The organism is Homoserinimonas sp. A447, assembly GCF_054489325.1.
This window is the reverse complement of record NZ_JBTMWW010000001.1, coordinates 835,175-849,379: the sequence shown is the minus strand read 5'-3', so window position 1 is coordinate 849,379 and position 14,205 is coordinate 835,175. Positions and strand designations below refer to the sequence as shown.

Here is a 14,205-nt window from a genome sequence, read left to right as displayed (position 1 = left end):
CTTGCGCCGGGGGCGGACGCGTCAGTCGCTGCCGAACTTCCGTCGCTTGATCGCGCCGATGATCACCGACACCAGGCCGAGGCCGAAAAAGGTGGCGCCCAGGATGACACTGAGGGTCTGCCAGACGCTGGACCCCTGCACGTTGCCGGTGGTCGGAATGGTGGATCCGACGATGAAGATGACGATTCCGATGATCCCGAGCACCAGCATAACGATGCCCCAGGCCAGCCATCCGCTGCCTGAGGAACGTTTCTGCATGCTCTCGATGCCAGCCATGCGAGTCATTAAACTCCTATATGGCCAGAATGGGAGTGGGAACAGAAAGGGCCCAGACCGGAGTCTGAGCCCTTTCATCTGCTGTGGGCGATACTGGGATCGAACCAGTGACCTCTTCCGTGTCAGGGAAGCGCGCTACCGCTGCGCCAATCGCCCGGCGCTTGTTTCTACAAGTTGTTGAGTGGAGGTGGCGACGGGATTCGAACCCGTGTGGACGGCTTTGCAGGCCGCTGCCTCGCCTCTCGGCCACGCCACCATGGTGGGTTCTCACACGTTGCTTTGCTGCACGTACCGTTCTTTCGCTGGTGTGATACTTCACTCGAGCGGATGACGAGATTCGAACTCGCGACCCTCACCTTGGCAAGGTGATGCGCTACCACTGCGCCACATCCGCACTGCTCGCATTTCTGCGTGCTGCATGACTCTAGCCGATTATTTCTGGCATCGCCAAACCGTGACGGGTGTCGCGCAAAACCTGTGGCAAGATTATGGGCGCGGGCGATTGGCGCAGTTGGTAGCGCGCTTCCTTCACACGGAAGAGGTCATCGGTTCGAGTCCGGTATCGCCCACTCCGCTTCGCATCTCCGCGGCCTTCCACCGGCTACCAGGGCCAGGGGAACCGCGACCAGCACGCAATACACCACGCACACGATCACCGCTGTGCCCTGGGCTACCGGCAGCGCGAACGAGCCGGTGTAGAAGAACCCGCGGGTGGGTTCGAGCAGCCCGATCATGAGAAGCCCGGTTGCTCCCCCGACGAGGTTCGTGATGGCGATAGCCCCCGCCAGGGAGAATCGCGCAGCCGTCTTCCTGAAGGCGATCACACTGGCGATCGTGCCCGCGAGGAGTCCGGTGATCCCGGCCGTGGCCGGCTCCAGGAAAGCGCAGGATGCCGTCGCAGCGGCCAGGCCGGTGATCAGGCCGATCACGGCACCATTCGTGCTGTTGCGCCCCCTGAGCATCCGCTCGAGGATGACCGCTACGACCAGGGAGGTTCCGGCGAGCACCACGCTGTTGATGACGATGGTGAGGACGAACGGGTTCAGGTCGAGCTCCATGACCATCAGCCAGCCGATCCACAGCGCGGCGATGCCGGCCAGGAGCACGGGCCTCGGCCAGCTGCGCGGGATACGTGGCGACCCCTGGCGATCACGATGCGGAATGAACAGCAGGATGGCGAGTGCGCCGACGCCGCCCCCGAGGTGGAACGGGATTGCCCCGGCGAAATCGTAGGCGCCGACCGCCTGCACGTACCACGCTGTCTGCCCGCCGAAGATGCCCCAGGCGACTGGGATGAACACCAGGAGCAACCAGCCGGCCGCGAAGATCGCAGCGGATGCGCGGCTGCCGCCTCGGTGCACCACGGCCGCCGCCTGCACGAGGGTGGCCGCAGCGCCCGCCAACACGAGCACCGCGACCAGGACGATTGTGCCAAGTGCCATAGCTGCCCTCCAGGTGAATCCGCCTGAAGACTAGCGAAAGATCGCCGACGCCGTTTCATTCTGAGACGTCCGTGATCACTGATCACCGTTCAGGCGTTCTGGATGGCGTAGCCTTCTTCGCCGTGCATGACCTTGTCGAGCCCGGCAAGCTCGTCCTCGTTCCTCACCCGGAAGCCCATCGTCTTCTCGATGGCGAATCCGAGTGCGAATGCGACAGCGAATGAGTAGGCCAGCACGGCGGAAGCAGCCACCAATTGCACCGTGAACTGTCCGAAGTCTCCCCCGGTGAACAACCCGGTACCGGTGGCGAACAAGCCGAGGTACAGCGTGCCGATGAGGCCGCCGACCAGGTGGATCCCGACGACGTCGAGCGAGTCGTCGTAGCGGAACCGGAACTTGAGTTCGATGGCCAGCGCGCAGGCGGTCCCTGCCAGCAGACCGAGGAACAACGCCCAGCCGGGAGTGAGGTTGGCGCAAGCCGGAGTGATCGCCACCAATCCGGACACAGCACCGGATGCCGCTCCGACCGCAGTCGCTTTGCCGTCCTTGAGCTTTTCAACCACCAGCCAACCCAGGATGGCTGCCGCCGTCGCACCCAGGGTGTTGACAACGATCAGACCCACCCCGGCCAGGCCATTGGCGAACTCCGCACCGGCGTTGAACCCGAACCAGCCGAACCAGAGGATCGCGGCGCCGAGGAGCACCAACGGGACGTTGTGGGGCTTGTGCGCACCCTTCTCGAAGAGCACGCGCTTGCCGAGAACCAGGGCGAGGGCCAGGGCTGCAGCCCCCGCGTTGATGTGAACGGCGGTGCCGCCGGCGTAGTCGATCACCGCGGGCAGCCCCAGCGCTTCGCCGAGGTTGAGGATCCAGCCGCCACCCCACACCCAGGCGGCCACGGGGAAGTAGACGAGGGTGGCGAAAAGCCCGGCGAAGAGCATCCAGGCCCCGAACTTGGCGCGGTCTGCGATGGATCCGGAGATCAGCGCCACCGTGATGATCGCGAACGTGGCGCCGAAGGCGGCACCGATCAGCGTCTCATTGTCCGCAGATCCGAGGCCGAAGTCGCTGAACGGATTCCCGGCGAAGTCGCCCGGGTGTGCGACGGCCGACATATTGAACCCGTAGAGCACCCAGAGCACCGCCACCAGCGCGAGCGAGCCGAAGCTCATCATCATCATGCTGACCACGCTTTTCGCCTTCACCAGTCCGCCGTAGAAGAAGGCGAGCCCCGGCGTCATCAAGAGCACCAGGGCTGTGGCCGTTATCGCCCAGGACAGTTCGCCAGAATTCATGGTGTGCACCTCTCGTCGGTTTGGTGCACTCAGTGTCCGGCCGGGACGTTTCCGGTACGGCGCACGAGTGTTTCCGCGCTGTTACGAAGGTCGGCGCCGCGTGAACAACGTGTTTCGGCAGCAAGAGGCCGGGCCGGACCCGACGGCTATTCGGCGTCCTGGGAGGTCAGTGCGATCATCCGTGACACTGCACGGAGGTACTTCTTCCGGTAGCCGCCAGCCAGCATGTCGGCAGCGAAGACCTGGTCGATCGGGATCCCGGTGGCGATGATCCGGACCTGGGCGTCATACAACCGGTCGACGAAGGCGACGAGCCGCAGTGCATCCGTCTGGTTCCTCAGCAGGTGCACGTCACGGAAACCGACGGCTGAAAGCCCCTCGACCAACTTCACATAGCGGGAGGGGTGCACGCTCGACAGGTGCCCCAGCACGGCGCCGAACGAGTCGACGGTGATCGCGCCCTCGACCTCGGCGACCGCCGCAGCGAACTCCTCGTTGCTGAGCGAGATCGCGCTGCCAGAACGGTCCCGGTGCCGGTAATCGATGCCGTCCACCCGCAGCGTGGTGAACTGTGCGGCCATCGCATCGATTTCGCGGAGGAAGTCGACCGCCGCGAACCGGCCCTCGCCAAGCGCGTTGGGAGGAGTGTTGGAGGTGGCCGCTACCCGGGTGCCGCTGCCGATCAACTCGGAGAGCAGCCGGGTCATCAACCGGGTGTCGCCCGGATCGTCGAGTTCGAACTCGTCAATGCAGATCAGCGTCGCACCGCGCAGGGTCTTCACGGTTTCGGCGTAGCCGAGTGCGCCGACCAGGGCGGTGTATTCGATGAAGGTGCCGAAATACTTCCTGCCCCTCGCCAGGTGCCAGAGGGCCGCGAGCAGGTGGGTCTTCCCGACGCCGAATCCACCGTCGAGGTAGATGCCCGGTTTCGCCTCCGGGGACTTCCTCCGCGAGAAGAATCCCTTGCTCGATGTCGTGGCTGCAGCGGCGAAGTTCCGGATTGCGGCCACGGCCGCGCCCTGTGACGGATAGTCGCGGTCCGGTCGGTAGCTCTCGAGGGTCGCCGTCTGGAACTGCCGGGGAGGGGTCAGGTGGGCGACGATCTCCGCGCCGCTAAGCTGAGGACTGCGCTCGAGGATACTCGCGGGCGGCCCTGGCTGGTCGGCGGTCAAGTGTGTGGCCTTGTCTCTTTCGGCGATTGCTGCTGGCGGATTCTCGTTCGCGATCATCCGCCCACTGGCTTCCCGTCACACATCGACGCTGGCCGCGCCATCGGGCGACAGAAGGCATAAAGTCGAAGTGCTGGGATATCTCCCAGCTTAACCCGACTATTCACTGCATTAATTCGCACGCCGTGAGCGTGCACTGGAGGAACAAGATGACCATCGAGGTCGACTCATCCGCAAAGTTCGCTGAGTACGCCCACCCGGAGCGCCTGGTTAGCACTGAATGGCTTCAGGCTCACCTGAAAACGCCCGGCCTGGTCATCGTGGAGTCGGATGAAGATGTGCTGCTGTACGAAACCGGGCACATTCCCGGCGCGGTGAAGATCGACTGGCACACCGATCTCAACGACCCGGTGCAACGCGACTACATCGATGGGGAGCGTTTCGCCGAGCTGATGATGTCGAAGGGCATCAGCCGCGACAGCACTGTCGTCATCTACGGCGACAAGAACAATTGGTGGGCCGCATACGCCCTCTGGGTCTTCACCCTGTTCGGTCACGAGGATGTCCGTCTCGTCGATGGCGGGCGGGTCAAGTGGGAGGCGGAAGGACGCGAATACACCACTGAGGTCCCGAAGCCGGCTCGCAGTGAGTACCCGGTGGTGGAGCGTGACGACTCGACAATCCGTGCCTTCCGCGAGGACGTCCTCGAGCACTTCGGCAACCCGCTGATCGATGTCCGGTCACCGGAGGAATACGTCGGCGACCGAACCACCGGCCCCGGCTACCCGGAAGAGGCGACCCTCCGCGCAGGCCACATCCCGACGGCCAACAACATCCCCTGGGGCAAGGCGGTGGCGGAGGACGGCACTTACCGGCCACTCGGCGAGTTGAACGCCCTCTACCGTGACGGTGCCGGCCTGGAGGACGGCGATGACGTTATCGCCTATTGCCGGATCGGCGAGCGTTCTGCACACACCTGGTTCGCGCTCACCCACCTGCTCGGGTTCGAGAACGTGCGCAACTATGACGGTTCGTGGACCGAGTGGGGCGCAGCGGTGCGGGTTCCCATCGTCCTCGGTTCAGAACCCGGCGAACTGCCAACGAAGTAGTCAAGGCGCGCGGGGGATAATGGAAGCACCATGGTGAACCCAGAAGCAACCACCGATCCACTCCCCCGCGCCCTGGCCGAAATCCGGGACGAGTTCCTCGCGCTCGACCAGCCGGACCGTCTCACCCTGCTGCTCGAATTCGCGAACGAGCTGCCCGATCTGCCTGAGCGGTATCGCGACCACCCCGACCTGCTCGAACGGGTCGTCGAATGCCAGGCGCCGGTGTACATGTTCGTCGAGATCGACGACGACCGGGTCGTGCACCTCTACGTGACGGCGCCGCGGGAGTCTCCGACAACCCGCGGCTTCGCCTCCATCCTCGCCCAGGGCCTCGCGGGGCTCACTGACACCGAAGTGCTCGCCGTTCCGGACGACTACCCCCATACGATCGGGCTCACTGCCGCCGTGAGCCCGCTGCGGCTGAGGGGGATGTCGGCACTGCTCGGACGAACCAAGCGCCAGGTCACCGAGAAGATGGCCGCCTGACGCCGCCCGGATCGCGCAGCCAGTCAGTGATGGCACCCCGCCACCGTTCCTCGTCGTAATTCCAGAGCCGGGTATGCCCCGCGCCGGCGAACGGCACATGGGTGACGATGTCGGGCCGAAGACCGGCCAGCGCCCGCGACCCCGTTGACGGGACGAACGTGTCGGAGTCGCTGTGCATCAGCAGGGTGGGCAACGACAGTTCGGCCGCCCGTGCCACGAAGTCGAGTCTCGCCAGGTCGATGGCCGCCGCCTGGCCGGTGAACCGCCTTCCCCACCCGCTGCCGATGAGCCGGTACGCCGCGGCGCGGATCGGCCCGGGGATACGCAGCGCGCCGGCCTGGTGGTCGAGCACCCGGATCCAGTCGACGACAGGAGAGTCGAGGATGACCCCGCGCACCACCCGGGACAGCGGAGACCTGGTAACGCATTGCAGCACCACCGCGCCGCCCATCGACCAGCCCATCAGTACAACATCCGTTGCACCTCGCGACAGCGCAAAGCTGATTGCCGCCTCGACGTCCTGCCACTCAGTATCGCCCAGTGCGTACCGGCCGTCGCTGCTGAATGGGGCCACGCCGTCGTTGCGATAGGAGATCAGCAGGGAGGTGTAGCCCGCGCGGTGGAACACCGGTACCGAGCGGAGCGGCTCCCGCCGGTCTGCGCCACGGCCATGCACCTGGATGACCCAGCGTCCCGCAGAGTCGGATGCGGGCACCAGCCATGCAGGCGCCGGCCCCAGGCCGGTCTCCACGACCACGTCCTCGAACTGCAGTTCCAGGTTCTCCGGCGACTCGAAGTACGTTCCGCTCACCCGGGTCCTGAGCCCCGGCCGAAGTGTCCCGCGCTCCTCCGAGATGAGGCGCCTGGTGACCGCCCCAGGCGCGATCGCGGTGATCTCCCCCACCTTCGCGTAACCGCGGCCGCCGGAGAAGTACAGCGAGTAGCGACCCGGGACCGTGGCATCCGGATGATCGCTGAGGGTGATGGTTCCGGCCTTGCGATCCACTCGCCGCACGACCACGTCCTCCGGCCGGACGCCGACCGGGATGATCACCAACCTGGCGACCCGCAAGGTCACGATGAAGGCGGCGACGGCGAGACCGAGGAGTGTCGCTGAGAGGATTGCGGGAAGGGCAAACCACCATCCGATGCGCCCGACGGCGTGCCTGCGCGAATCTCCCACGGTCAAACTTTAGTCTTCACGAGTGTCCGAAACTGCTGCAGGGCCACCCGTGCCCTCACCATTCGACGAAGCCGTGGCTTCTGTCCGCCGCGCCGCGCCGCGAACCGAGCTCAACGTCTCGGAGATTCCCGCCCCAGGCAACCTGGCACCGTACTCGATTGCGTTAGCCGCAGACGTCTCTCCGGCTCCGCACGGAACAGACTCCGATCTCGGCACCGGCCGCTTCATCCTGCTCTACGACCCTTCCGCCCCGGAAGCCTGGGGCGGTGTTTTCCGGGTGGTCTGTTTCGTGCAGGCACCACTGGAAACCGACATCGGAATCGACCCGTTCCTGGCCGATGTCGCCTGGTCCTGGCTGGTGGATGCGCTGGAGGCCAAGGGGGCGCGGTACGCCGCTGCCTCGGGCACCGCGACCAAGATCATCTCCACCGGTTACGGCGAGCTGGCCGATCAGGGCGACGGTGCGCAGATCGAGGTTCGGGCCTCCTGGACGCCGACGGATGCCGATATCGCCTCACATGTGGAAGGCTGGGGTGAGTTGTTGTGCATGCTTGCCGGGCTTCCGCCCGCTGAAGGAGTGAGTTCCCTATCTGCTCGAAGAGCCGGACGTGAGTAGCGCCCACCCCCCATCGACGCCTTCACGCGACCACGCTGTCTTCACGCCGATCGATACGCGCCAGGGCTACCTGGACGCGGTTGCCGCCATCTCCGCAGGAAACGGGCCGATCGCGATCGACGCTGAGCGGGCATCCGGTTTTCGCTATTCGCAACGCGCGTACCTGATCCAGATCTTCCGCCAGGATGCCGGTACCTTCCTGTTCGACCCTCCAGCCGTCGGTGACTTTGCCGAGCTGAACGCGGCGATCGAGGGGACGGAGTGGGTGCTCCATGCCGCGAGCCAGGATTTGGCCTGCCTCCGCGAGGTCGGACTGCAGCCGACGAAGATCTTCGACACCGAATTGGGAGCACGCCTGGCCGGCCTGCCGCGCGTCGGCCTCGGCACGGTGGTCGAGTCGCTGCTCGGCATCCATCTGGCGAAAGAGCACTCAGCGGCCGACTGGTCGACCAGGCCGTTGCCGTCTTCCTGGCTGATCTATGCCGCCCTCGACGTTGAACTGCTGGTCGACCTGAGAGATGCAGTCGCCGCACTCCTGGAGACCCAGGGCAAGTCCCAGATCGCTGAAGCTGAATTCGATGCCGTACTGCATCGGGAACCGCGCGCCGGTTCACGAGGCGAAGGCTGGCGGCGGTTATCCGGTGTCAGTTCGATCAAGGGGGCAAAGAACCTGGCCGTGGCACGGGAACTGTGGGAGACGCGGGATCGGTACGCCCAGGAGATCGACACGGCGCCCGGCCGGTTGGTCCCCGACTCCTCCCTGGTGGCGGCCGCGAAGGCGCTCCCCGCAACCAAGCGGGACCTGGCCGCGCTCAAGGAGTTCAACGGCCGGGCCTCTCGCTCTGAACTGGATCGCTGGTGGGCCGCCATCGAGGTCGGGTCCGCCAGCACCGATGTTCCCCAGTTGCGCACCAACGGCGACAGCCTGCCACCGGCAAGGGCCTGGTCGGTGCGCAACCCTGAAGCGGATGCCCGGCTGAAGCTGGCCAGGACGCGACTCACCGACCTGTCGGCCGAACTGAGCATCCCCATGGAGAATGTGCTCACGCCCGACCTGCTGCGACGCCTGGCCTGGAACCCACCCGAGCCGGCGACACCATCGGCCGTCGGAGTGGAACTCGGCAATCTGGGCGCCCGGCAGTGGCAAATTGACGCAACCGCACAGTTGATTGCGGAAGCCTTTGTGGATGCAGGCCAAACGACTGAACCGCCTGCGGAATCAGCTTCGTAGGAACAGTCAAAGGATTCTGTCGGCAAAAACGCCCAGCCTAGGATCGGAACAGACCTGAAACCTAGGAGGCATTTGTGGCCGAGAGACATGAAGTCGTGTTCGTCGACGGGGTCCGCACCCCGTTCGGCAGAGCCGGCGAAAAGGGAATGTATTGGCAGACCCGGGCGGACGACCTCGTCGTCAAGGCCATGACGGGCCTGCTCGAGCGCAACCCGAGCCTGCCTCTGGACAGGGTCGATGACGTCGCGATCGCAGCAACCACCCAGCAGGGCGACCAGGGACTGACCCTGGGCCGCACCACGGCAATCCTCGCCGGACTGCCGCTCTCGGTGCCAGGCTTCGCCATCGACCGGATGTGTGCCGGCGCCATGACCTCGGTGACGACGCTCTCCGGTGGCATCGCCTTCGGTGCCTACGACGTTGCCATCGCCGGCGGCGTCGAACACATGGGGCACCACCCGATGGGTTCCGGTGTCGACCCGAACCCGCGCTTCGTCGCCGAGAAGCTGGTGAACGCTGAAGCCCTCAACATGGGGAACACTGCGGAGAAGATTCACGACCGCTTTCCGAGCCTCACCAAGGAGCGCTCAGACCGGTTCGCGCTGGGGAGCCAGCAGAAGCTCGCTGCTGCCTACGAGGCGGGGAAGATCCAGCCAGACCTGATTCCGGTCGCCATTCGCAGCGATTCCGGATGGGGGCTCGCCACTCGTGACGAGGCTCCCCGCCCCGACACGACCATGGAAGGGCTGGCCGGGCTGAAGACCCCGTTCCGTCCACACGGCCGGGTCACGGCGGGAAACTCCTCCGGTCTCAACGACGGCGCCACCGTGAGCCTGCTGGCGAGCGAGACTGCCGCCAGGGAGCTCGGGCTCACCAGCAAGATGAAACTGGTCAGCTTCGCCTTCGCCGGCGTCGAGCCGGAGATCATGGGGATCGGCCCGGTGCCTTCCACGGAGAAGGCGCTGAAGAAGGCCGGCCTGGGCATCGACGACATCGGGCTGTTCGAGTTGAACGAAGCGTTCGCCGTGCAGGTCCTGTCACTCCTCGACCACTTCGGCATCGCCGACGATGACCCCCGGGTCAACAAGTGGGGCGGCGCGATCGCCATCGGGCATCCGCTCGCCTCGTCTGGTGTGCGACTGATGATCCAATTGGCTCGCCAATTCGAGGAACACCCCGAGGTGCGCTACGGGCTCACCGCCATGTGTGTCGGTCTCGGCCAGGGCGGATCGGTTATCTGGGAAAACCCCCACTACGACGGAAAGAAGCGCAAATGACTCTCGAAATCACTGCAGCATCCTTCGACGAGCTGCGCGCACGATCGGTCGACGAGGTCGTGAGTCACTCCCTCGTTCGCGATGTGCCCATCTCCGACGGCAAGACGCTCGCCCTCATCACCCTGGACAACGGCCGGGATCACACCCGGCCGACCACCCTGGGCCCAGTCACCCTGCTCGAGCTGGCAGAAGTGCTGGATGCGCAGAAAAAGCGTGCCAGTGCAGGCGAGATCGCCGGCGTCGCCGTCACCGGTAAGCCGTACTTCCTTGCCGCGGGTGCCGACCTGAGCAAGGTCAGCGACATTCCGAGCAAGGACTTCGCGAAGAAAATGGCGCAATTGGGCCACTACGCCCTCGGCAAGCTCGGAACCCTCGGCGTGCCGTCATTCGTTTTCATCAACGGGTTGGCGCTCGGCGGTGGACTCGAGATCGCGCTCAACGCCAATTACCGCACGGTGGACAGCACCGGCGCGGGAATTGCGCTGCCGGAAGTGTTCCTCGGGATGATTCCCGGATGGGGAGGCGCCTACCTGCTGCCCAATCTGATCGGGATCGAGAACGCGCTCAAGGTCGTCATCGAGAACCCGCTGAAGAACAACAAGATGCTGAAGCCACAGGAGGCGTTCGACCTCGGGATCGCGGACGCGATCTTCGACTCCACCAGCTTCCTGGAGCGTTCCATCGCCTGGGCCGACGGTCTGCTGTCCGGTTCCATCACGGTCAAGCGTCCGAATGAGCCTGGCAAGATCGAGCGCGCGGTGAAGTGGGATATCGCAATCGGCATGGCCCGCAAGATGCTGGAGAGCAGGATCGGCACAGTGGCGAAGTCGCCCTATGCTGCGCTGGACCTTCTGCAAGCCGCCAAGAAAGTGGATCAGGAAGCGGCATTCGCGCGGGAGGACGACGCCCTGGCCGAACTCGTCTCCGGCGACCAGTTCGCGGCGAGCATCTATTCCTTCAACCTGGTTCAGAAGCGCGCGAAGAAGCCGGCCGGGGCCCCGGACAAGTCGCTGGCGAAGCCGGTCACCAAGATCGGCGTCGTGGGTGCGGGGCTGATGGCCCAGCAGTTCGCCCTGCTGTTCGTACGTCGCCTGAAGGTTCCGGTGGTCATCACCGACCTCGACCAGGCGCACGTTGACAAGGGCATCGCCTACATCCACGGTGAGATCGACGCGCTGCTGGCGAAGGGCCGCCTCTCACCGGACGACTCGAACCGGCTGAAGGCGCTGGTCACCGGCACTACGGACAAGTCAGACTTCGCCGACTGCGATTGGGTGATCGAGGCGATCTTCGAAGAGCTCGAAGCGAAGCAGAACGTGTTCGCCGAGATCGAGAAGCACGTCTCCGACACCGCCGTCCTGGCCACCAACACCTCATCGCTGTCGGTGGAGCAGATCGGCTCCAGGCTGAAGCACCCGGAGCGGCTCGTCGGCTTCCACTTCTTCAATCCGGTCGCCGTCATGCCGCTGATCGAAGTCGTGAAGACACCGAACACGGATGATGAGACCCTGAGCACCGCGATGGTCACCGCTGCGAAGCTCTACAAGAATGCGGTGATCACTGCGGATACCCCCGGCTTCGTGGTGAACCGAATTCTCGCGAAACTGCTCGGCGAGGCAATGCATGCCGTCGACACCGGAACGCCGTTCGCGGTCGTCGACAATGCGACCAAGCCGTTCGGGTTGCCGATGACCCCGTTCGAACTGCTCGAACTGGTCGGCCTGAAGGTCGGAGCGCACGTGCTCGACACGCACCACGCTGCCTTCCCTGAGCGCTTCTTCGAGAGCGAGAACCTGCACCGCCTGGCTGAGCACGGCAAGATCTTCGAGCGTGACGGCAAGGGCAAGGTCAAGGGCTACGACAAGACCGCAGAAAAGATCGTTACAGGCGGAAAGGCCCCGATGACGGGGGAAGAGATCCTGCGCCGGGTCGAAGACGGGCTGGCCGACGAGATCCACCGGATGCTCGAAGACGGGGTCGTCTCGGCGGCGGAGGACATCGACCTCTGCCTCATCCTGGGCGCCGGCTGGCCGTTCCAGATGGGCGGGGCAACGCCATACCTCGACCGGGTCGGAGCTTCAGAACGAGTGTTCGGCGCGACCTTCCACAACCCGACCATCAGCGGTGTCGCCTGACACCAGGCCGCCACCCGGCATTCAGCAGTCGCCTGCTCAGCTTCCGGGTGTGATCCGCTCATTCAGCGTGATCGCATCCGGAAGCTGGCGGGCGATGGGAATCTTGCTTCCCAGCACCTGGGCGACCACGTCGCGCGCGATCGCCTGGGGAGTCAAGCCGACCTGCTCCATGATCTCTGCACGCGAGGCGTGGTCCAGGAAGGCGTCGGGCAGGCCGAGTTCTGTCACCGCAGTGTCGACACCCGCCGCACGCAGATCCTGGCGGATCCTGGTGCCCACTCCCCCGACTCGTACCCCGTCTTCGATGGTCACGACGATGCGGTGATCCGCGGCAAGCTCGATGATGCTCTTCGGCACTGGGACGACCCAGCGGGGGTCCACAACCGTGGCGCCGATCCCCTGGGCGGCCAGCCGTTCCGCAACCTCTAGACCGAGTTCTGCCATCGGGCCGACGGTGACGATCAGCACATCCTTGTGGGGGGCTTCCCTCAGGACATCAACCCCGTCGTGCGTCCGGCGCTCGGCGTCGAAATCCTTGCCAACGCTGCCCTTCGAGAAACGCAGGACAGTCGGGCCGTCATCCACGAGGACTGCCTCAGCCAGTTCCTCGCGCAGGCGCGGGGCATCACGGGGAGCAGCCAGTTTGATGCCGGGAATGACCTGGAGGATCGCCAGGTCCCACATGCCGTGGTGGCTCGGTCCGTCCGGGCCGGTGACCCCGGCACGGTCGAGCACGAAGGTGACGCCGGCCTTGTGCAGTGCGACATCCATCAGCAGCTGGTCGAACGCCCGGTTGACGAACGTCGCGTACATGGCCACCACCGGATGCAGGCCGCCGAAGGCCAACCCGGCGGCCGAGGTCACTGCGTGCTGCTCGGCGATGCCGACGTCGAACACGCGTTCCGGGTGCTTGGCGGCCAGCTTGTGCAGCCCGGTGGGCCTGAGCATGGCAGCGGTGATGCCGACGATCTTCTCGTCGCCATCAGCGAGACGTACCAATTCGTCAGCGAACACCGAGGTCCAGGACTCCCGGCCGGGCTCACCAAGCGGTTCACCGGTCTCCGGGTCGATCTGCCCGACAGCGTGGAACTGGTCAGCCTCGTCGAGCATGGCCGGCTCGTAGCCCTTGCCCTTCTGGGTGATCACATGGACGATCACCGGGGCGGAATACTTCTTCGCCTGCCTCAGAGTCTCCTCGAGGGCACGGATGTCATGACCGTCGACAGGGCCCAGGTACTTGATATCGAGGTTCGAGTAGAGCGCGGTGTTGTTGGTGAACCGGCTCAGGAAGCCGTGCATCCCACCACGGACGCCGCGGTACACGGCACGGCCTGGGCCGCCCAGCCGATCGAAGAACTTCCGGCTGGACGCATGCAGGTCGCGATACGACCGCCGGGTCCGCACGTCGTTCAGGAAGCGCGCCATGCCGCCGATCGTCGGCGCATAGGATCGCCCATTGTCGTTGACGACGATGACCAGGTTGCGGCTGTTGTCGTCACTGATGTTATTCAGCGCCTCCCAGGTCATGCCGCCGGTGAGTGCGCCATCACCGACTACTGCGACGACGTGGCGATCCTGTTGACCGGTCATCTCGAGGGCGCGGGAAATTCCGTCGGCCCAGGAGAGCGAACTCGACGCGTGAGAACTCTCGACAACGTCGTGAACCGACTCCGAGCGCTGCGGATAACCGGCCAGCCCACCCTTGAGGCGGAGACGGCTGAAATCCTGCCTGCCGGTGAGCAGCTTGTGCACGTAGGACTGGTGACCGGTATCGAAGACGATCGGGTCACCAGGCGAGTCGAACACGCGATGGATCGCAATGGTCAACTCGACAACGCCGAGGTTCGGGCCGAGGTGTCCCCCAGTCTTCGAAACCTCGGTGATGAGGAACCGCCTGATCTCACCAGCCAGCTCGACGAGCTGCTGCCTGGTGAGAGCGTCCAGGTCGCGTGGGCCGTGAATTGTCTCGAGTATGCCCATCTTGCG

Annotated in this window: 12 protein-coding genes and 4 tRNA genes; 7 read left to right on the top strand and 9 right to left on the bottom strand. The window is 65.1% G+C overall.

The features are described 5' to 3' along the window. Positions 1-21 precede the first annotated feature (21 nt). The 4 genes from ACX3O0_RS04125 to ACX3O0_RS04110 form a co-directional block, all read right to left on the bottom strand. Positions 22-285 carry a hypothetical protein gene (locus ACX3O0_RS04125; RefSeq protein ID WP_459091373.1) on the bottom strand — a complete coding sequence of 88 codons (264 nt, stop codon included), beginning with the start codon at positions 283-285 and terminating at the stop codon, positions 22-24. Positions 286-360: 75 nt separating this feature from the next. Beyond that, positions 361-432: transfer RNA gene (locus ACX3O0_RS04120), tRNA-Val, on the bottom strand. 26 nt (positions 433-458) lie between these two features. Continuing rightward, positions 459-532, bottom strand: a tRNA-Cys gene (locus ACX3O0_RS04115). Between the two features lie 66 nt (positions 533-598). Further along, positions 599-670: transfer RNA gene (locus ACX3O0_RS04110), tRNA-Gly, on the bottom strand. Positions 671-772: 102 nt separating this feature from the next. On the opposite strand from ACX3O0_RS04110, the gene ACX3O0_RS04105 reads away from it, so the two are divergent. Beyond that, positions 773-845, top strand: a tRNA-Val gene (locus ACX3O0_RS04105). Here ACX3O0_RS04105 and ACX3O0_RS04100 read toward each other — a convergent pair. From ACX3O0_RS04100 to zapE, 3 genes are all read right to left on the bottom strand, one after another. After that, entirely contained in the window at positions 819-1,718 is a 900-nt protein-coding gene (locus tag ACX3O0_RS04100) for a hypothetical protein (RefSeq protein WP_459106886.1), read from the bottom strand. The genes ACX3O0_RS04105 and ACX3O0_RS04100 overlap by 27 nt on opposite strands. Positions 1,719-1,807: 89 nt before the next feature. Further along, the gene (locus tag ACX3O0_RS04095; protein WP_459106885.1) at positions 1,808-3,013 is read right to left on the bottom strand and encodes an ammonium transporter; all 1,206 of its coding nucleotides are present in this window, start codon (positions 3,011-3,013) and stop codon (positions 1,808-1,810) included. 146 nt (positions 3,014-3,159) lie between these two features. Then, positions 3,160-4,185 carry a cell division protein ZapE gene (gene zapE, locus ACX3O0_RS04090; protein ID WP_459091244.1) on the bottom strand — a complete coding sequence of 342 codons (1,026 nt, stop codon included), beginning with the start codon at positions 4,183-4,185 and terminating at the stop codon, positions 3,160-3,162. Between the two features lie 206 nt (positions 4,186-4,391). Between zapE and ACX3O0_RS04085 the strand changes: the two genes are divergently transcribed. Together ACX3O0_RS04085 and ACX3O0_RS04080 are read left to right on the top strand one after the other, a co-directional pair. After that, a complete protein-coding gene (locus ACX3O0_RS04085) occupies positions 4,392-5,291 on the top strand; it encodes a sulfurtransferase (protein WP_459091242.1) in 900 nt (299 codons plus the stop codon). 30 nt (positions 5,292-5,321) lie between these two features. Then, positions 5,322-5,777, top strand: a complete 456-nt coding sequence (locus ACX3O0_RS04080) for a SufE family protein (RefSeq protein ID WP_459106884.1) — start codon at positions 5,322-5,324, stop codon at positions 5,775-5,777. On the opposite strand, the gene ACX3O0_RS04075 is transcribed toward ACX3O0_RS04080, so the two are convergent. Beyond that, positions 5,755-6,960 (bottom strand): alpha/beta hydrolase family protein, encoded by a 1,206-nt coding sequence (locus tag ACX3O0_RS04075; protein ID WP_459106883.1) that lies wholly within the window; start codon positions 6,958-6,960, stop codon positions 5,755-5,757. The two genes, ACX3O0_RS04080 and ACX3O0_RS04075, sit on opposite strands and share 23 nt — an antisense overlap. 22 nt (positions 6,961-6,982) lie before the next feature. Here ACX3O0_RS04075 and ACX3O0_RS04070 point away from each other — a divergent pair, with 22 nt between their 5' ends. The 4 genes from ACX3O0_RS04070 (at position 6,983) to ACX3O0_RS04055 (ending at position 12,219) form a co-directional block, all read left to right on the top strand. Beyond that, the gene (locus ACX3O0_RS04070; RefSeq protein ID WP_459091236.1) at positions 6,983-7,576 is read left to right on the top strand and encodes a DUF3000 domain-containing protein; all 594 of its coding nucleotides are present in this window, start codon (positions 6,983-6,985) and stop codon (positions 7,574-7,576) included. Continuing rightward, positions 7,569-8,807, top strand: a complete 1,239-nt coding sequence (locus ACX3O0_RS04065; RefSeq protein ID WP_459106882.1) for an HRDC domain-containing protein — start codon at positions 7,569-7,571, stop codon at positions 8,805-8,807. The genes ACX3O0_RS04070 and ACX3O0_RS04065 overlap by 8 nt, the downstream gene beginning before the upstream one ends. A 74-nt stretch (positions 8,808-8,881) precedes the next feature. Then, entirely contained in the window at positions 8,882-10,084 is a 1,203-nt protein-coding gene (locus ACX3O0_RS04060; protein WP_459106881.1) for a thiolase family protein, read from the top strand. Continuing rightward, a complete protein-coding gene (locus ACX3O0_RS04055; protein ID WP_459106880.1) occupies positions 10,081-12,219 on the top strand; it encodes a 3-hydroxyacyl-CoA dehydrogenase NAD-binding domain-containing protein in 2,139 nt (712 codons plus the stop codon). Before ACX3O0_RS04060 ends, ACX3O0_RS04055 begins: the two co-directional genes overlap by 4 nt. Before the next feature lie 36 nt (positions 12,220-12,255). Here ACX3O0_RS04055 and dxs read toward each other — a convergent pair whose 3' ends face one another. After that, on the bottom strand, positions 12,256-14,199 hold the full coding sequence (dxs, locus tag ACX3O0_RS04050; protein ID WP_459106879.1) for a 1-deoxy-D-xylulose-5-phosphate synthase: 1,944 nt from the start codon (positions 14,197-14,199) through the stop codon (positions 12,256-12,258). Between the last annotated feature and the right edge of the window lie 6 nt (positions 14,200-14,205).